We start from the raw sequence: 16,975 nt of genomic DNA, 5'->3' as shown, positions 1-16,975 counted from the left end.
CGGACTACGGGGCGATCCCGACCCTGGGAATCGTCGGGGTCGGACCCTGAGAGCCCTCCTCCCGCAGCAGGGTCGTCCCGCGCGGCCGGGTCCGTCGCGGGGCGGAGCCCTCCCGCTTGCGGCGGAGCCGCGACCGGCCGGCCGGAACGACCAGAAGATGCGCGAGGGCCACACCCGAGGTGTTCAGCAGCAGCGCGTCGACGTCGACGACCCGGCCCGGCACCACCGTCTGCGCCAGCTCGATGCCCAGCGACAGCAGCGCCCCGGCCGCGACCGTCCGCGCCATCGAGGCCCACGGGGAGACATCCAGCCGCCCGCCCGCCATCGGCAGCAGCACACCGAGCGGTGCCAGCAGCAACAGGCCCTCGCCGATCCGCCGCGCGGCCTCCACCGGCCCCAGCGCCAGATCCGCCTTGATCGCCGCGAACGGCTCCAGATTGGCCGCCGTCACCCACAGCACATCCAGCGGCCGGAGGGTCAGCCACGCCACGAGCACCAGATGTGCGAGGAGGAGGACCATCCCCGCCACGCGAAAGCGGATGGCGGCACTGCCGCCCGAACCTTGACGCTGCACGCCACCCAAGACGCGGTCACCGGCAGGATCGGTTCCGCGACAACCCAGGACTGTCCGGAAACCGACTGGTGTCTCAGCTCGATGGTGTCGGAGCGGCCGACTCGGGCCGCTCCTTCAGTTCCGGAGTGCAGACGTAGCGGCGCACCGGATAGTCGCCCGGGCCGCCCAGCACCGCCGCCCCGCCACTGGCGGCCGTCGCGTTCTCGGCGAACGTGCACACGATCTGCGCCAGCGCCGTGGCCGGCAGGTCCTCGGGCTGCCGGCTCAGCCGCAGCGCCCCCGCCGGATCACCCGCGCGCCCGGCCGACACCGTCATCGGCGCCGGGACGGCCGTGCTGAAACCCGCCTCGCGCTCCGTCTCCGACGGCTCCGCCTGCAATTGGTTCAGCAGCGCCTGGGCCGTCTCGACCCGGGTCCGGCGGCCCTTCTCGCCCGTCACCGGGGCCGAACGGTCCACCGCCTGCAGCCCGGAAGCGCAGACCAGATGGATCCTCACCGGCACCGTCTGCTGGGACTGCGTCGCCACGTCCTCACCGGACAGGCTGCAGGGCAGCCGCGAAGGTGCCGCGCCCGCGTCCACCGGCACCGACGTCGTACGGATGCCGCACCCGGAGGCGAGCGCGGAGGCTATGACGACCCCCGCGAGCGCGGCGGCCCGCCGCCGCGCCAGCCGCTCACGCACCCTCATGCCCCGCGCCCTCCCCGTTCTCCGCACCCTGGTCGCTGCTCGTCCGCACCCCGCGGGCGATGCCCGAGGCATCACGGGGCAGCCGCAGCACGAAGACCGCGCCGTCGCCGTCCGGCGAGTTCGCCGCCGTGATGTCGCCGCCGTGGATGTGCGCGTTCTCCATCGCGATCGACAGCCCGAGCCCCGAGCCCTCCGAACGCGGCCGTGACGCGCTCGCCTTGTAGAACCGGTCGAAGACGTGCGGCAGGACGTCCTCGGGAATGCCCGGCCCGTGGTCCCGCACCTCGATGATCAGATCGTCGTCCGCGGTGCGCACCGCGACCCGCACCGGCGAACCGCCGTGCTTCAGCGCGTTGCCGATGAGGTTCGCCAGGATCACGTCCAGCCGGCGCGGATCGAGCCGCGCCATGATCCCGCGCTCGGCGTCCAGCTCCACCGCGTCCAGCCAGGCCCGCGCGTCCACACACGCCGTGACCTGATCCGCGACGTCCACGTCGTCCAGGACCAGCCGGGCCGTGCCCGCGTCGAAACGCGTGACCTCCATCAGGTTCTCGACGAGCGTGTTGAGCCGCCTCGTCTCGCTGACCACCAGCGCGACGGCCGGCGCGATCATCGGATCGAGGCTCTCCTCTTCCTCCTCCAGCACCTCCGTCACGGCCGTCAGCGCGGTCAGCGGCGTACGCAGCTCATGGGACATGTCCGCGACGAAACGCCGGCTCGACTCCTCCCGCGCGCTCATGTCCGCGACCTTCTTCTGCAGGTTCTCCGCGGCGCTGTTGAACGTACGGGACAGCTCCGCCAGTTCGTCCGTCCCCGACACCCGCAACCGGGTGTCGAGCTCGCCCTCACCGAGCCGCCGCGCCGCCTCCCCGAGCCGGTGCACCGGCCGGAGCACGGTCGTCGCCGCGGCCTGCGCGAGCAGCGCCGAACCCAGCAGCGCCAGGAACGTCGCGATGCCCAGCGACCAGGCCAGCGAATTGAGGTCCTGCCGCTCCGCCTCCAGCGACTTGAACACGTACCCCGTCGGACCACCACCGGTGATCCGCGTGCCGCCCACCAGGTACGGCGTGTTGCCGCGCGTCGTCCGCAGCCAGAACAGGTGGTACGGGTACGCGTTGCCCTCCGTGACCTCCTGCCGCTCGTTCACCGCGACCTGGAGCTCCTTCGGCACGTCGTCCAGCGTGAACCGGTCCGGATCGGACGCCCCGACGATCGGCTTGCCCTCGTCCCGCTCACCCAGCAGCAGCACGCAGTACCCGGCGTTGCCGGCCGACATCTGTTCCGCGGTGCGCCGCAGCTCCTCCTGCGTCGGCCGCAGCGGCAGCGTGGCCGCCCGGTTCTGCATCTCCTGCCGGAAGTCGTTCAGCGCCGCGTCCTGCGTACGCGTCAGCACCGCCTCACGGTTGAGCCAGTACGCGATCCCGGAGGCCGAGACGGCCGCGGTCAGCGCGACGGCGGCGAACACGAGGACGAGCCGAAGCCGCAGACTGGTCAGCCGAACCACCGCCAGGAGCCCCTTCTTCGCCTTGCCGGCGACACCGGTCGCGCGCGCGTCGCTCACGCAGGCACGTCCAGCCGGTAGCCCACACCCCGGACCGTACGGATCAGGGTCGGTGAGGACGGGACGTCCTCGACCTTCGCCCGCAGGCGCTGCACGCACGCGTCCACCAGGCGCGAGTCGCCCAGGTAGTCGTGCTCCCACACCAGTCGCAGCAGTTGCTGGCGCGACAGGGCCTGGCCCGGCCTGCGGCTCAGCTCCAGCAGCAGGCGCAGCTCGGTCGGCGTGAGCTGCAGGTCCTCGCCGTTCTTCGTGACGGTCATCGCCGAACGGTCGATGACCAGCGACCCGAACGTCGCCGAGTCCGTCGACTCGCGCTCGCCGCGCCGCAGCACCGCCCGGATGCGCGCGTCCAGAACCCGCCCCTGCACCGGTTTGACGACATAGTCGTCCGCGCCGGACTCCAGCCCGACCACCACGTCGATGTCGTCGCTGCGCGCGGTCAGCAGGATGATCGGCAGCTGGTCCGTGCGCCGGATGCGCCGGCACACCTCGAACCCGTCGATGCCGGGCAGCATCACATCCAGCACGATCAGGTCCGGCCGCTGCTCCCGCAGCAGTTTCAGGCCGTCCTCGCCCGTCGCCGCGGTGGCCACACGGTGGCCCTGGCGTGACAGGGAGAGTTCGAGGGCCGTGCGGATGGCGTCGTCGTCCTCGATCAGCAACAGGAAAGGCACGGCGACATTCTGTCCCATGGGGGAGGGGGAGTTCGACCGTCGTACACCGACGGGCCCTGTGACAGGCCTGTGACAGTCGGCGGACACCGCTATGAAGTGACCCGGGCAAGCTCATTGGCACACGGACCGAAGCAGACTCCAACCGACGGGGGGCGCGAGATGAACGCACTGCACAGCACCACCTCAAGCGCAGTTGTCACGCGTCTCCACGACGTCACGCGGAGCACCGAGAAGTCCGGCGCGGTGAACGGGCGGGGGTGCGTTCGCAGCGCCGGGCGTCAGCACAAGGCGCCCTACATGGTGGCCGTGACTGACGGGGGAGCGGCGTACGGGGAGGCCGGGGCGGAACGGGGGAACCTGTCGGAGGCGGAGTTCACCGCCTACGTTCAGGAGCGCCGGGCCTCCCTGTACGCCACCGCCTACCACCTGACCGGTGACCGGTTCGAGGCCGAGGACCTGCTGCAGAGCGCGCTGTTCTCGACGTACCGGGCGTGGGACCGCATCAGCGACAAGGCCGCGGTCGGGGGCTACCTCCGCCGCACCATGACGAACCTGCACATCAGCGCGTGGCGGCGGCGCAAGCTCAACGAGTACCCGACGGAGGAGCTGCCGGAGACGGCGGGCGACACCGACGCGATGCGCGGCACCGAGCTGCGCGCGGTGCTCTGGCAGGCGCTCGCCCGGCTGCCCGAGCTGCAGCGCACCATGCTGGTCCTGCGCTACTACGAGGGCCGCACCGATCCGGAGATCGCGGAGATCCTGGACATCAGCGTCGGCACGGTGAAGTCGAGCATCTGGCGGTCGCTCCGCCGGCTGCGCGAGGACGAGGTCCTCAGCTTCGGCCGTGACGAAGAGGAGTCCTTCGGTCAGTTGGTGGCCTGAAGGCAACGGGGGAGGCCGCGGTCTCGGGGGATACCGCGGCCCCGCAACGGGGGGACAACGGGGAACACGGGGGAGCACGGGGGAAACGGCGCGGGGCCGGACAGGACGGGGGGTCTTGTCCGGCCCCGCGCCCATGCGTGCACGCGGACCGGTCCTACGCGGCCTCGCGCACGGCGGGCGGCCGGCAGCGGCCCGCGGCGGCCGCCGCCAGCCGGCCCAGCGCCTCGTCCCTGCCGCACGGGTGCGCGCCCAGCGCCGTCTGGCGGGCGACGATCGAACGCTCGGCACGCATCAGCCGCCAGCCCCTGCGCAGCAGGAACAGCACCGACTTGCGGCCCTCGCGCAGATCGCGCAGCAGCCGGCGGCGGAAGGTGGTCGAGGGGCGGCCGCGCAGACAGAGCGCGTCCGCGAGGACCCCCAGCTCCTGGCAGCGCGTGACGATGTCCGCGGCGAAGATGCCCTCGGCGACGAACAGCGGGGTGCGTTCGATGTCGAACGTCTCCCGGTCGACGCGCGAGCTGGTGGCGATGTCGTACACCGGGACGGTGGTGCGCCCCGTCTCGCACAGTTCCGCGATGGCGGCCAGCGCGGCGTCCGCGTCCCAGGACAGCGGTGAGTCCCAGTCGATGTCCGCGCTCCCGGCGACCAGGGGCAGCGTCGGGTCGTCGCCCTCCTTGTAGAAATCGTCGAGGCGCAGCACGGGCAGTCCCGAGCGGGCGGCGAGCGAGGACTTTCCGGAACCGGAGGGGCCCGCGAGCAGCACGACGCGGGTCGGAATGGGTTGGGAACTCACGGGACACCAGTGTGAGGCATTGAGCCGGGCGGGGGACCCCTCGCCGCACCCGTTGGTATCCAGCATCACATCTCAAATACGCTGCGTGCTCGACTGATTACCGTTCGCGGCAGGAGATCACCATGGCACGTCGTCCCTTCCTGAAGGCCGGGCTGGCCCTTACGGCGGTCGGCGCCGCGCTCGGCGCCGCCGGCGGAACGGCGCACGCCGCACCGCCGGTGAACCTGGACCCGGCCTCGGCGATGAAGGGCGTGGACGCGGCGGTCCCGGCCGTGACGGGCGTGGCCAAGAACCTGAAGATCAACCCGCTGGCCGGGACGGGCGTCGACCCGCTCGACAACGGCGTGGGCGCCCAGGTCGCCGACTTCCGGCCGTTCGACTCCACGGCGCTCACCGGCTCACTCACCACCGCCCCCGAGCTGCCCGGGGCCGGGCCCCTGCTCGGAGGTGTCATCCCGGGCTGAGTCCTGTGGGAAGGCGGCCCCGCCACCCCCGGACGGAGGGGTGGCGGGGCCGCCTGGTCGTGGGGGCGCGCCGGCTCAGTACGCCGAGCCCGAGGCGCCCAGGGAACCCGTCGGGTGCCAGACCGTCTTGGTCTCCAGGAACGCCGTCATGCGGTGCGTGCCGGGATCGGCCGAGAAATCCACAGGCTGTGGACGAAGAACCCGCTTGAGGTTGTCCGCGGCAGCGATCTCCAGCTCACGGGCCAGCTCGTCGTCCGCGCCCGTCAGGTCGATCGCGTTGACGTCCTGGTGGGCCGCCAGGTGCGGGCCCATCTCCGACGCCTTGCCGGACAGGATGTTGACGACACCGCCCGGCAGGTCGGAGGTGGCCAGCACCTCGCCCAGGGACAGCGCCGGCAGGGGCGCCTTCTCGGACGCGATCACCACGGCCGTGTTGCCCGTGGCGATCACCGGGGCGATCACCGAGACCAGGCCCAGGAACGACGACTCCTGCGGGGCCACGATCGTGACGACACCGGTCGGCTCCGGAGTGGACAGGTTGAAGAAGGGCCCCGCGACGGGGTTGGCCCCGCCCACGACCTGGCCGATCTTGTCCGTCCAGCCCGCGTACCAGACCCAGCGGTCGATCGCGGCGTCCACGACCTCCGCCGCCCTGGACTTCGACAGGCCCTCCGCCGCCGCCACCTCGTGCACGAACTGGCCCCGGCGGCCCTCCAGCATCTCGGCGATGCGGTAGAGGATCTGCCCGCGGTTGTACGCCGTCGCACCCGACCAGCCGCCGAAGGCCTTGCGGGCCGCGACGACCGCGTCACGCGCGTCCTTGCGGGAGGAGAGCGGGGCGTTGGCCAGCCACTTGCCCTTGCCCGCCGCGTCAGCGGCCGATGTCTTCGCCGTCACCTCGTACACCCGGCCGCTCTCGGAGCGGGGGAACTTGCCCCCGATAAACAGCTTGTAGGTCTTGAAAACGCTCAGCCGCTGCTCGGACTTGTCAGACATCGAGGTAAGCCTCCAGGCCGTGACGGCCGCCCTCGCGGCCGAAGCCCGACTCCTTGTAGCCGCCGAACGGCGAGGTCGGGTCGAACTTGTTGAACGTGTTGGCCCAGACGACGCCCGCGCGGAGCTTGTTCGCCACCGCGAGGATGCGGGAGCCCTTCTCGGTCCAGATGCCCGCGGACAGGCCGTACTGGCTGTTGTTGGCCTTGGCGACGGCCTCGTCCGGCGTACGGAACGTCAGCACCGACAGGACCGGGCCGAAGATCTCGTCACGCGCCACGGTGTGCGCCTGCGTGACGTTGGTGAAGAGCGTGGGGGCGAACCAGTACCCCGCCGACGGCAGCTCGCAGGCCGGCGACCAGCGCTCGGCGCCCTCCGCCTCGCCGGTCTCCGCGAGCGCGGTGATCCGCGCCAGCTGCTCGGCCGAGTTGATCGCGCCGATGTCGGTGTTCTTGTCCAGCGGGTCGCCCAGGCGCAGCGTGGACAGCCGGCGCTTCAGCGCCTCCAGCAGCTCGTCCTGGACCGACTCCTGGACCAGCAGGCGGGAGCCCGCGCAGCAGACCTGGCCCTGGTTGAAGAAGATGCCGTTGACGATGCCCTCGACGGCCTGGTCGATCGGGGCGTCGTCGAAGACGATGTTGGCGCCCTTGCCGCCCAGCTCCAGGGTGACCTTCTTCTTCGTCCCCGCGACCTGGCGCGCGATGGCCTTGCCGACGGCGGTCGAGCCGGTGAAGGCGACCTTGTCGACGTCCGGGTGCTCCACGAGCGCCGCACCGGTGTCCCCGTACCCGGGGAGGATGTTGACGACGCCCTTCGGCAGCCCCGCCTGCCGGCAGATGTCGGCGAAGAACAGCGCGGACAGCGGGGTCGTCTCGGCCGGCTTCAGCACCACCGTGTTACCGGTGGCGAGCGCCGGGGCGATCTTCCACGCGAGCATCAGCAGCGGGAAGTTCCACGGGATGACCTGGCCGGCCACGCCCAGCGGGCGCGGGTTCGCGCCGTAACCGGCGTGGTCGAGCTTGTCGGCCCAGCCCGCGTAGTAGAAGAAGTGCGCCGCGACCAGGGGGAGATCCGCGTCGCGCGTCTCCTTGATCGGCTTGCCGTTGTCCAGGGTCTCCAGGACGGCCAGCTCGCGGCTGCGCTCCTGGATGATCCGGGCGATGCGGAAGAGGTACTTGGCGCGCTCGGCGCCCGGCAGCGCCGACCACTTCCCGAACGCCTTGCGGGCCGCCCGCACGGCCCGGTCCACGTCCTCGGCACCGGCCTGGGCGACCTCGGACAGCACCTCCTCCGTGGCGGGGGAGATCGTCTTGAAGACCCGGCCGTCCGCGGCCTCGGTGAACTCACCGTCGATGAAGAGGCCGTAGGACGGCGCGATGTCGACGACCGAGCGGGACTCGGGGGCGGGTGCGTAATCGAACTTAGTCATCGTGATCAGTCCACCGTCACGTAGTCGGGACCGGAGTAACGTCCGGTGGCCAGCTTCTGACGCTGCATGAGCAGGTCGTTCAGCAGGCTCGACGCGCCGAACCGGAACCAGTGGTTGTCCAGCCAGTCCTCGCCGACGGTCTCATTGACCAGGACCAGGAACTTGATGGCGTCCTTCGTGGTGCGGATTCCGCCCGCGGGCTTCACTCCGACCTGTACCCCTGTCTGGGCGCGGAAGTCGCGCACGGCCTCCAGCATCAGGAGCGTGTTCGCGGGGGTGGCGTTGACGCCGACCTTGCCGGTGGAGGTCTTGATGAAGTCCGCCCCGGCGATCATGCCGAGCCAGGAGGCGCGGCGGATGTTGTCGTACGTGGAGAGCTCGCCGGTCTCGAAGATGACCTTCAGACGGGCCTCGCCCGAGGCCTCCTTCACGGCGCGGATCTCGTCGTACACCTTCAGGTAGTCGCCCGCGAGGAACGCCCCGCGGTCGATCACCATGTCGATCTCGTCCGCCCCGGCCGCGACGGCGTCACGGGTGTCGGCGAGCTTGACGTCGAGGGCGGCGCGGCCGGCCGGGAAGGCCGTGGCGACGGAGGCCACCTTCACGTCCGAGCCCGTCAGGGCGGCCTTCGCGGTGGCCACCATGTCGGGGTAGACGCAGACCGCGGCGGTGTGCGGGGTGGTGCGGTCGGTCGGGTCGGGGTTGACGGCCTTGGCGGCGAGCGCCCGGACCTTGCCCGGGGTGTCCGCGCCTTCGAGCGTCGTCAGGTCGATCATCGAGATGGCCAGGTCGATGGCGTAGGCCTTCGCCGTGGTCTTGATCGAGCGCGTACCGAGAGACGCGGCGCGCGCTTCCAGGCCGACGGCGTCCACGCCGGGCAGCCCGTGGAGGAAGCGGCGCAGTGTGCTGTCGGACGCCGTCACGTCAGCGAATGCGTTGAGGGTGGAGGGCATGGTCACCACTCGAGCATATCTACGCGCGTAGCGGCCTGTACAGCCCCGCATCCGGACCCTGTGGAAAAGCCCTGGTGAGCGCCGGGACACGAGAGGGCGGTGAGGTCTGTCACGCGCCCGTGACAGGGAGCGGACGGCTCCCGCACACAAGATCCATAACTTTGTTCGTGCAGCCCGCCAGAACTCACAGGCCCCACCCTCACCGACCGACATCGGCCGGGAGGTGCCCCCGGAGCAGGCGGCATGCGGCTCTTCCGTCTTCTTCCACCTCGCTCAGCTTCACGGAGTCGTCATGCGTTTCGCCCTTCGCACCGCCATCGCCACCGCCGTCCTCGCCGGTGTCGCCCTCACCCCCGTCGCCACGGCCATCGCGGCCGAGGCCGCCCCCACCCCGGCCGGCCCGGCGCAGCCCCACACCACTGACGCCGAGCGGCAGCTCCTCAGGACCCAGACTCTGCCCGAGGGCATGACCGCCAAGGTCCACCGGGCCGGCACCGACGACTTCACGGCGGACGTGCTCAAGGGCGAGCGGGTGCTGTTCACGCTCAAGTCCGGTGAGAGCAGGTCGTACAACGCGCTCTGGATCACCCTCCGCGTCGAGGGAACCGTCACCGCCGACGAGGTCCACAAGGACTGGGGGCCGCTCGTCCGCACCGAGACCCTGGCCAACGGCACGTACGTCAAGATCTACAAGAGCGGGGCCCGTCACCACCGCGCCGACTCCTTCGTCGGCGGCTCCTCGATCGGCGTCCTCGACGCCGACGGCGGCTCCGTCGCGGGCCAGAACGACGTCCAGTACTTCGTCCTGAACGCCGACGGCTCCACCCACAGCTGGCTGGGCACCGTCAACGTCGTGACGGGCGCCGAGCCCGGTGTCTACAAGCTCCCCAACGGCCTGCTCATCAAGATCACGAAGGCGGACGGGCGGTACGCGATCTCCGCGTACAACAACGGCTGGCCGAAGGGCGTCGTCTTCGTCGGCGACAGCGGCCGCCTGGTCTTCCGCGAGGGCTCCGCCGTCATCGTGCTCGACCGCGACGGCACCTTCTCGCACTACATCCTCGGCACCGGCAGCCAGGCCGCGGCCGTGTACCTGGGCGCCGACGCCCCGGCCGCCAGGCCCACCGGCGACAAGGACGGCGACAAGGGCGAGGGGAAGGGCGAGGGCAAGACCGGCGGGGACAAGCCCTCCGCCACGCCGTCGCCCTCCGCCACGCCGTCCACCGCCACCGGCACGTCCGCCGGTACCGCCCCGCAGGGCGGCACCGTCCAGACGTCCGTCGTGCCCCGGGGCGGCGTGGCCGCCGGCGCCGAGTCGGTCGAACAGGACAACCGCACCGCACTGATCGCCTCCGGCACCGGAGCCGCCGCCGTCGCCGCGGCCGGCCTCGGCTTCGTCGTCCTGCGCCGCCGGACCACCGGCCGCGGCTGAACCACCCCCGCCCGAACGCCTGTCCCTTGACCCGAGCAGGCCATCCCCCTCCCCCTGGCGGGCCGCCGCACACACCCCAGCGGCGGCCCGCCGCCCACGTTCAGGACCCGCGCCCCAAACCCCCGTCAGGACCCCGCCAGGAGCCTTCATGAAGCACCGGCTCGTCACCGCGCTGCTCCTCGTCGCCGCGCCCGCGGCCGCTCTGACCGGCTGCGGCACCGCCGCCCCGGCGCCGCCCGCACACATCACCGAGACGTCCGCGCCCCCCGAGGCCGCCACCCCGGCCGCGACCCCGATGCCCGCCTCCCGGCCGGTCCGGGTCCGGGTTCCCGCCGCCGGGGTCGACACCGGCCCCGTACTGGAACTCGGCCTCGCCGCCGACGGCACGGTCGAGGTCCCGTCCGTCGCACAGGCGGACCGGATCGGCTGGTACGACAAGGGCGTCACGCCCGGCGAGACCGGCCCCGCCGTCCTCATCGGGCACTTCGACACCACGAACGGCCCAGCCGTCCTCAAGGACATCGCGAAGGTGGGCGCCGGGGACGACATCATCGTCACGCGCGCCGACGGCACCACCGCCGTCTTCCGCGTCCGCGCCCTGGAGCAGGTGGCCAAGGACGCCTTCCCCACCGCCAAGGTGTACGGCGACACCGCGCGGCCCGAGCTGCGCCTGATCACCTGCGGCGGCGACCTCGTCGACGGGCACCGGCCCGACAACATCATCCTGTACGCCGATCTCACCGTCCCGGGACGGTGAGGCAGAATCGGCCCCATGACGAGCCCGACCCCTGAGCAGCCCCCCGAGCCGGCCTACGCGGACCGGGTCTTCCGGTCACCCCTCGGGATCGCGGGCGGCGTGCTGATGCTCGCCCTCACGGCCTGGATCGGCGGTGACGCACTGGTCCGGGGCGACGGCCGCTCACCCTGGATCGCCCTCGCCGCGCTGCTGCTGGTCGTGCCGCTCATCGTCGCCTTCACCATCCGGCCCGCCGTGTACGCCAACGAGGACCGGATGCGGGTGCGCAACCCGTTCCGCACCGTCGTGCTGCCGTGGTCGGCCGTCGCGGACGTACGCGCCGGCTACTCCAGCGAGGTCATCACCAACGACGGCACCAGGTACCAGCTCTGGTCCATGCCCGTGTCGCTGCGCGACCGCAAGCGTGCCGCCCGCAGGCAGGCCCGGGCCGCCCAGGACGACCCGCACGGCCACACGCCCGTGCAGCCCGGCGTCACCGACTCCGAGGCCCGGCTCGCCGCCGCCGACCAGGCCGTCGCGGATCTGCGCGAACTCGCCGAGCGCGGCGCGTCCCGGCCCACCGCCCAGGGCGAGCCGGCCATCCGCTGGGCGTACGAGATCCTCGCCCCGGCCGTGGCGGGCCTCCTCGTCCTGGTCGTCCTGCTGGCGACCGGCTGAGGCGGCGGGGGCAGGGGCGCGCCGCGCCACCGCCCCCGGCCCGTGGACGGGCTCACGGCGGGCCCGGCCACACCAGCAGCATGTACGCGCCCAGCCACGCCGACGACAGCGCGGCCGCGCACAGGGCCAGTCCCGCCGCCGGCAGCCTGGCCCGGGAGACCGCCTCCGCGAGCGGCAGCAGCAGCGGGAAGGCGGGCAGCAGGAAGCGGGCCCGCGGGAAGTACACCCCGCCGCTGCCCAGCACCACCAGCAGCAGCACCCCGGAGAAGACCAGCAGCGGCAGCGGCTGCCGGTCGGCCACGCACAGCACGAACAGCCCCGCCGACACCACCAACACCACCGACACCACCACCAGGAACAGCTGCGGAGTCCGGTCGTACGCCAGCAGCTCGCGCATCTCCCGCAGCGTCACCACGCCACCGTCCCACTCGTTGCGCCACAGCCGCTGCACCGCGAAGTACCCGTCCCAGCGGCCCACCCGGACACCCACCCAGGCGACGTACCCCAGCCAGCCCAGCGGAGCGGCGAGCGCCGCCACGAGCGGCGCCCTCCGGCGCCCGCGGACCGCCGCGAGCAGCCCCGGCACCACCACAGCAGCGGCCACCGCCACACCGGTGGGCCGCGTCAGCCCGGCCGCACAGGCGAGCGCGGCCGCCACGTACCAGTGGCCGGACAGCACCGCGAACAGCGCCCACGCGGCGAGCGCCGTGAACAGCGACTCCGTGTAGCCCATCCACTGCACGATCCCCACCGGCAGCGCGCCCCACAGCACGGCCAGCACCGCCCCCGTCCGCTGCCCGCACAGCCGGTCGCCGACCGCGAACACCCCCCAGGCCGCCACCAGCGAGAACACCATCGCCAGCACCAGGCCGACCGAGGCGCGCGACCCGGGCGTCACCCCCGCGACCGCCTTGATCAGCACCGGGTAGAGCGGGAAGAACGCCAGGTTGTTGGAGTCCATGGCGGTGCCGAGACGGTCCTGGTAGCCGTGGTCGGCGATGCCCAGGTACCAGTCGGAGTCCCACGACGTGGCCAGCGTCGGCCACACCCCGTGGCCCTTCAGATGCGCCCACCGGGCCAGCACCAGCAACCCCGAGAGCCGCACCATCAGATAGCCCAGCAGCGCCGGCGCGGCGTACGCCAGCGAGCGGACGGCCCTGCCCCGCACACCGCCGTCCTCCCGGGACGGCGGCCGCCGGGACGCGGGGACGCTCGGGCGGACGGTGATCACCGACGGCGGCACGGCGACCCTCCAGGGCTCGACGGGGATACCGGGGTGACCTTCCTCGGCGGGGCCGGGCGGCTACCCGAACCGTCCGGCAAGTGCCGTACGAGATTCACCCGCACGGGAACACCCGCCGGAAACGGCGCGTGCCCGTACGGAGAAGTCCGTACGGGCACGCACAAGTGCCGCGCGTCGCGGAGCGCGTGGGGGCCTCAGATGCCGGCGGCCGCCGCCAGGTCCCGCTTGATCGCGGCGAGGACGTCGGCGCCTCGGGCGCGTGCGCCCGCCAGCTCGCCGGCCTCGCCGACCGGGACCACGACCTCCAGGTAGCACTTGAGCTTCGGCTCCGTGCCGCTCGGGCGGACGATCACCCGCGCCTTGAAGGCGCCTTCGAGGTAGTAGCGCAGGCCGTCCGTCGGGGGCAGCCGGTCGGTGCCGAGGGTCAGGTCCTCCGCCGACGCGACCCGCAGCCCCGCCAGTGCCGACGGCGGCCGCTCCCGCAGCCTGCGCATCGCGTTCGCGATGACGGTCAGGTCCTCCACCCGCACCGAGAGCTGGTCCGTGGCATGCAGACCGTGCTCGACGGCCAGGTCGTCCAGCAGGTCGGACAGGGTACGTCCCTGCTCCTTGAGCTCCGAGGCCAGCTCGGCCACCAGCAGCGCCGCCGTGATGCCGTCCTTGTCGCGGACGCCGCCGGGGTCGACGCAGTAGCCCAGCGCCTCCTCGTACCCGTACCGCAGGCCGTCGACCCGCGCGATCCACTTGAAGCCGGTCAGCGTCTCCTCGTAGCCGAGCCCGGCCGCCTCCGCGATCCGGCCCAGGAGGGAGGACGACACGATCGACTCCGCGAACGTGCCGGTCGCCCCCTTGCGCACCAGATGCGCGCCGAGCAGCGCGCCGACCTCGTCGCCGCGCAGCATCCGCCAGCCGCCCTCCACGGAGTCGTCCGGCACGGCGACGGCGCAGCGGTCGGCGTCAGGGTCGTTCGCGATGACGATGTCCGGCCGGACCTCACGGGCCGTGGCGAAGGCCAGGTCCATGGCGCCGGGCTCCTCCGGGTTCGGGAACGCCACGGTCGGGAAGGCCGGGTCCGGCTCCGCCTGCGCCGCCACGAGCGCGGGCGCGGGGAAACCGGCCCGGGCGAAGGCGGCGAGCACGACGTCCTTGCCGACGCCGTGCATCGCCGTGTAGACGACGTTCGCCGTCCGCGGCGAGCCGGGGCTCAGCACGGCGTCCGTACGCGTCAGGTAGGCGTCCAGGACCTCGTCGCCGAGCGTCTCCCAGCCGTCCTCCGGCCGCGGGACGTCGTTCAGGCTCGCGACCGCGGCGATCTCGGCGGCGATCTCCGCGTCGGCGGGCGGCACGATCTGCGAGCCGTCCCCCAGGTAGACCTTGTAGCCGTTGTCGCGCGGCGGGTTGTGGCTGGCGGTCACCTCGACGCCCGCGACGGCGCCCAGGTGCCTTATGGCGTACGCCAGGACAGGGGTCGGGAGCGGGCGCGGCAGAACGGCGGCGCGCAGGCCCGCGCCGACCATCACCGCGGCCGTGTCCCGGGCGAAGTCCGCCGACTTGTAGCGGGCGTCGTAGCCGATCACGACGAGCCCGTGGCCCTGGCCCTTGCCCTTCAGGTACGCCGCGAGCCCGGCGGCGGCCCGGATGACCACCGAGCGGTTCATCCGCATCGGCCCCGCGCCCAGCTCGCCGCGCAGCCCGGCCGTACCGAACTGGAGCGTCCCGCTGAACCGGGCCGCGAGCTCCTCGGTGGCCCCGGCCTCGATGAGCTTGGCGAGCTCGTCGCGGGTCTCGGCGTCCGGGTCCTCGGCCAGCCACGCCTCCGCCTGCGCGATGATCTGCTGCACGGTGAATGTGCCTCTCTGGTCTGGTCTCGTCTCGTGTGGATGAGCTGCTGCGGCTCGTTCTGCTGCTGCTCGCTTACGCCTACCCCGTCCCGGGTCGGTGCCCCGTGGGCGCGGCACCTGCGGCTGGGGCGCCCTGCGGGTGCGGCGCCTGCCGGCGGGTGGTGCCCGCTGTCTCCGGGTGCGGGTGCGGGTGCCTGCCGGCGGGTGGCGGGGTGTGGCCCCTCCGGGCTGGACTCCTCGGGGCCGGCGGCCCGGGGCTCCTGCGAGGGAGCCGTTTCAGCGCCGCCAACCCCTGCGGGGACGACCCTGCACGGCCCCGCCCCGGGGCCGTGTGCCGGGTGCGCCCTGTTGTCGGCATGCGTTCCGCCGGGGCGGAACGGGTGTGGCCGGCCGGACCACCGGTCCGCGGACGAACAGGGGTCCGGGGCGGAGCCCCGGGTGGTGGGCCGCACCGCAGGGGTGCGGTGACCCGAGGGGCCCGGGGGCGGGGAGCCCCCGGGTCAGATTCGGTTGAGCACGCGAGTGAGCAGCTCACCCATCCGCGCCGCCGAGTCACGACCCGCCTGGAGGACCTCCTCGTGGTTCAGCGGCTCACCCGAAAGGCCCGCGGCCAGGTTGGTGACGAGGGAGATGCCGAGGACCTCCGCGCCCGCCTCACGGGCCGCGATGGCCTCCAGGACGGTGGACATGCCGACCAGGTCGCCGCCGAGGACGCGGACCATGTTGATCTCGGCCGGGGTCTCGTAGTGCGGGCCGGGGAACTGCACGTACACGCCCTCTTCGAGGGTCTCGTCGACTTCCTTGCACAGCGCGCGCAGCCGCGGCGAGTACAGGTCGGTCAGGTCGACGAAGTTCGCGCCGATGATGGGGGAGGCCGCCGTCAGGTTGATGTGGTCGCTGATCAGCACCGGCTGACCGGGGCGCATGCCCTCGCGCAGGCCGCCGCAGCCGTTGGTCAGCACGACGGTCTTGCAGCCGGCGGCGACGGCGGTGCGCACACCGTGGGCCACGGCGGCGACGCCACGGCCCTCGTAGAAGTGCGTACGGCCCAGGAAGACCAGGGCGCGCTTCTCGCCGATCTTGTACGAGCGGATCTTGCCGCCGTGGCCCTCGACGGCCGGCGGCGGGAAGCCGGGGAGCTCCGTGACCGGGAACTCGGCGTCGGGAGCGCCGAGCGCGTCGACGGCCGGAGCCCAGCCGGAGCCCATGACGAGGGCGACGTCGTGGGTCTCGGCGCCGGTCAGCTCGCGCAGGCGCGCGGCGGCGGCGTCGGCGGCGACCATCGGGTCAAGAGGGGCGCCCTGGGAGTGGTCCGGGGTGGCAGTTGCGTTCACAGAGTCTCTCGCCTCGCGAAGGAACAGTCGCCCCGGCCCGCCCTCGGGCGGCCGGGGGTCCGGGGGGTGCCCCGGAAAAAAGCAGTACGCCCAAGAGCGTAGCCCGAGATTGCCTACGCGCGTAGATGACGATGCCCACGGAGCTGCGATCGTTGTCTTGTCGTTTCCGACAAAGATGGTGTCAGGCCCGCTCCTCCGCTCTTCAGCAGGGGCGCTTGCGGAGTTCCATCACATAGTCGTGGGGTGCCCCGGCCGACTCCGCCGCGTCCGCGACCTCGCCCAGGTAGCGGGCCGACGGCAGGCCGCCCTCGTACGCGTTGAGCACGTACACCCACGCCGGCTCCTCGCCGTCGAGGGTGTGGACCCGCACGCGCATACGGCGGTAGATGTCGAGTCCGACACCCTCCCAGCGGTCCATGGAGTCCTCGTCCATCGGCGCGATGTCGTACAGCGCGACGAAGACCTGTGAGCGCGGCGCCTCGACGATCGTGGCGAGCGCGCCCTCCCAGCCCATCTGTTCTCCGCCGAACGTCAGCCGCCAGCCGTTGAGCCAGCCCGTGCCACGCAGCGGGGAGTGCGGAGCGCGGCGGGTCATCAGCCGCGCGTCGAGGTTGCCGGCGTACGCGGCGTAGAGCGACATGGGATCGAGGGTACGGGAGCGATGCGGGTGGGTGCTGTTTCGTGGTAGTCCCCATCATGC

At 72.5% G+C, this 16,975-nt stretch carries 17 protein-coding genes; 5 read left to right on the top strand and 12 right to left on the bottom strand.

Annotated features, from left to right (window positions below):
• Positions 1 to 4: 4 nt before the first annotated feature.
• From ACY34K_RS02980 to afsQ1, 4 genes are all read right to left on the bottom strand, one after another.
• Complete coding sequence (locus ACY34K_RS02980; protein ID WP_462744008.1) at positions 5 to 520, bottom strand: VanZ family protein; 516 nt, start codon at positions 518 to 520, stop codon at positions 5 to 7.
• A 127-nt stretch (positions 521 to 647) separates the two neighbouring features.
• Entirely contained in the window at positions 648 to 1,262 is a 615-nt protein-coding gene (locus ACY34K_RS02975; protein WP_462743082.1) for a hypothetical protein, read from the bottom strand.
• Positions 1,249 to 2,823 (bottom strand): ATP-binding protein, encoded by a 1,575-nt coding sequence (locus ACY34K_RS02970; RefSeq protein WP_462743079.1) that lies wholly within the window; start codon positions 2,821 to 2,823, stop codon positions 1,249 to 1,251. The genes ACY34K_RS02975 and ACY34K_RS02970 overlap by 14 nt, the downstream gene beginning before the upstream one ends.
• The gene (afsQ1, locus tag ACY34K_RS02965) at positions 2,820 to 3,497 is read right to left on the bottom strand and encodes a two-component system response regulator AfsQ1 (protein WP_355105474.1); all 678 of its coding nucleotides are present in this window, start codon (positions 3,495 to 3,497) and stop codon (positions 2,820 to 2,822) included. Before afsQ1 ends, ACY34K_RS02970 begins: the two co-directional genes overlap by 4 nt.
• Positions 3,498 to 3,656: 159 nt before the next feature.
• Between afsQ1 and ACY34K_RS02960 the strand changes: the two genes are divergently transcribed.
• Positions 3,657 to 4,379, top strand: coding sequence for a SigE family RNA polymerase sigma factor (locus tag ACY34K_RS02960; RefSeq protein WP_462743075.1), 723 nt, complete (start codon positions 3,657 to 3,659; stop codon positions 4,377 to 4,379).
• A 154-nt stretch (positions 4,380 to 4,533) separates the two neighbouring features.
• Here ACY34K_RS02960 and ACY34K_RS02955 read toward each other — a convergent pair whose 3' ends face one another.
• A complete protein-coding gene (locus tag ACY34K_RS02955) occupies positions 4,534 to 5,238 on the bottom strand; it encodes a uridine kinase (RefSeq protein ID WP_462743071.1) in 705 nt (234 codons plus the stop codon).
• A 56-nt stretch (positions 5,239 to 5,294) separates the two neighbouring features.
• Here ACY34K_RS02955 and ACY34K_RS02950 point away from each other — a divergent pair, with 56 nt between their 5' ends.
• Positions 5,295 to 5,636, top strand: a complete 342-nt coding sequence (locus ACY34K_RS02950; protein ID WP_462743068.1) for a hypothetical protein — start codon at positions 5,295 to 5,297, stop codon at positions 5,634 to 5,636.
• Positions 5,637 to 5,711: 75 nt separating this feature from the next.
• Here the strand turns inward: ACY34K_RS02950 and ACY34K_RS02945 are convergent, their stop codons facing one another.
• Genes ACY34K_RS02945 through deoC form a run of 3 tightly spaced genes read right to left on the bottom strand, consistent with a single transcriptional unit; the run spans position 5,712 to position 9,011 of the window.
• On the bottom strand, positions 5,712 to 6,632 hold the full coding sequence (locus tag ACY34K_RS02945) for an aldehyde dehydrogenase family protein (RefSeq protein WP_462743065.1): 921 nt from the start codon (positions 6,630 to 6,632) through the stop codon (positions 5,712 to 5,714).
• A complete protein-coding gene (locus tag ACY34K_RS02940; protein ID WP_462743062.1) occupies positions 6,625 to 8,058 on the bottom strand; it encodes an aldehyde dehydrogenase family protein in 1,434 nt (477 codons plus the stop codon). The genes ACY34K_RS02945 and ACY34K_RS02940 overlap by 8 nt, the downstream gene beginning before the upstream one ends.
• 5 nt (positions 8,059 to 8,063) lie before the next feature.
• Positions 8,064 to 9,011: a deoxyribose-phosphate aldolase gene (deoC, locus tag ACY34K_RS02935; RefSeq protein WP_462744006.1), complete on the bottom strand. Its 948-nt coding sequence runs from the start codon at positions 9,009 to 9,011 to the stop codon at positions 8,064 to 8,066.
• Between the two features lie 292 nt (positions 9,012 to 9,303).
• On the opposite strand from deoC, the gene ACY34K_RS02930 reads away from it, so the two are divergent.
• The 3 genes from ACY34K_RS02930 to ACY34K_RS02920 all read left to right on the top strand — a co-directional run bounded on the left by ACY34K_RS02930 (position 9,304) and on the right by ACY34K_RS02920 (position 11,857).
• Entirely contained in the window at positions 9,304 to 10,443 is a 1,140-nt protein-coding gene (locus ACY34K_RS02930) for a hypothetical protein (protein ID WP_462743059.1), read from the top strand.
• Positions 10,444 to 10,591: 148 nt separating this feature from the next.
• Positions 10,592 to 11,200, top strand: coding sequence for a class F sortase (locus tag ACY34K_RS02925; RefSeq protein WP_462743056.1), 609 nt, complete (start codon positions 10,592 to 10,594; stop codon positions 11,198 to 11,200).
• 15 nt (positions 11,201 to 11,215) lie between these two features.
• Positions 11,216 to 11,857 carry a PH domain-containing protein gene (locus ACY34K_RS02920; RefSeq protein ID WP_462743053.1) on the top strand — a complete coding sequence of 214 codons (642 nt, stop codon included), beginning with the start codon at positions 11,216 to 11,218 and terminating at the stop codon, positions 11,855 to 11,857.
• Between the two features lie 52 nt (positions 11,858 to 11,909).
• Here ACY34K_RS02920 and ACY34K_RS02915 read toward each other — a convergent pair whose 3' ends face one another.
• The 4 genes from ACY34K_RS02915 to ACY34K_RS02900 form a co-directional block, all read right to left on the bottom strand.
• Entirely contained in the window at positions 11,910 to 13,100 is a 1,191-nt protein-coding gene (locus tag ACY34K_RS02915; RefSeq protein WP_462743050.1) for a hypothetical protein, read from the bottom strand.
• A 194-nt stretch (positions 13,101 to 13,294) separates the two neighbouring features.
• Entirely contained in the window at positions 13,295 to 14,941 is a 1,647-nt protein-coding gene (locus ACY34K_RS02910) for a phospho-sugar mutase (protein WP_462743048.1), read from the bottom strand.
• A 500-nt stretch (positions 14,942 to 15,441) separates the two neighbouring features.
• Positions 15,442 to 16,275 carry a purine-nucleoside phosphorylase gene (locus tag ACY34K_RS02905; protein ID WP_462743045.1) on the bottom strand — a complete coding sequence of 278 codons (834 nt, stop codon included), beginning with the start codon at positions 16,273 to 16,275 and terminating at the stop codon, positions 15,442 to 15,444.
• 202 nt (positions 16,276 to 16,477) lie between these two features.
• Positions 16,478 to 16,915 carry a gamma-glutamylcyclotransferase gene (locus ACY34K_RS02900; protein WP_365337899.1) on the bottom strand — a complete coding sequence of 146 codons (438 nt, stop codon included), beginning with the start codon at positions 16,913 to 16,915 and terminating at the stop codon, positions 16,478 to 16,480.
• Between the last annotated feature and the right edge of the window lie 60 nt (positions 16,916 to 16,975).

The organism is Streptomyces sp. STAM6 (genome assembly GCF_054963715.1).
The sequence above is the reverse complement of the archived record's forward strand: the minus strand, read 5'-3'. Positions and strand labels throughout refer to the sequence as shown.

Bases quoted from the DNA above. Each gene is read 5' to 3' on its own strand.
- ACY34K_RS02950 (WP_462743068.1), top strand. From the start codon at position 5,295: ATGGCACGTCGTCCCTTCCTGAAGGCCGGGCTGGCCCTTACGGCGGTC.
- ACY34K_RS02940 (WP_462743062.1), bottom strand. From the start codon at position 8,058: ATGACTAAGTTCGATTACGCACCCGCCCCCGAGTCCCGCTCGGTCGTC.
- ACY34K_RS02945 (WP_462743065.1), bottom strand. From the start codon at position 6,632: ATGTCTGACAAGTCCGAGCAGCGGCTGAGCGTTTTCAAGACCTACAAG.
- ACY34K_RS02925 (WP_462743056.1), top strand. From the start codon at position 10,592: ATGAAGCACCGGCTCGTCACCGCGCTGCTCCTCGTCGCCGCGCCCGCG.
- ACY34K_RS02960 (WP_462743075.1), top strand. From the start codon at position 3,657: ATGAACGCACTGCACAGCACCACCTCAAGCGCAGTTGTCACGCGTCTC.
- ACY34K_RS02920 (WP_462743053.1), top strand. From the start codon at position 11,216: ATGACGAGCCCGACCCCTGAGCAGCCCCCCGAGCCGGCCTACGCGGAC.
- ACY34K_RS02900 (WP_365337899.1), bottom strand. From the start codon at position 16,915: ATGTCGCTCTACGCCGCGTACGCCGGCAACCTCGACGCGCGGCTGATG.
- deoC (WP_462744006.1), bottom strand. From the start codon at position 9,011: ATGCCCTCCACCCTCAACGCATTCGCTGACGTGACGGCGTCCGACAGC.
- ACY34K_RS02975 (WP_462743082.1), bottom strand. From the start codon at position 1,262: ATGAGGGTGCGTGAGCGGCTGGCGCGGCGGCGGGCCGCCGCGCTCGCG.
- ACY34K_RS02930 (WP_462743059.1), top strand. From the start codon at position 9,304: ATGCGTTTCGCCCTTCGCACCGCCATCGCCACCGCCGTCCTCGCCGGT.
- ACY34K_RS02955 (WP_462743071.1), bottom strand. From the start codon at position 5,238: ATGCTGGATACCAACGGGTGCGGCGAGGGGTCCCCCGCCCGGCTCAAT.
- ACY34K_RS02980 (WP_462744008.1), bottom strand. From the start codon at position 520: ATGGTCCTCCTCCTCGCACATCTGGTGCTCGTGGCGTGGCTGACCCTC.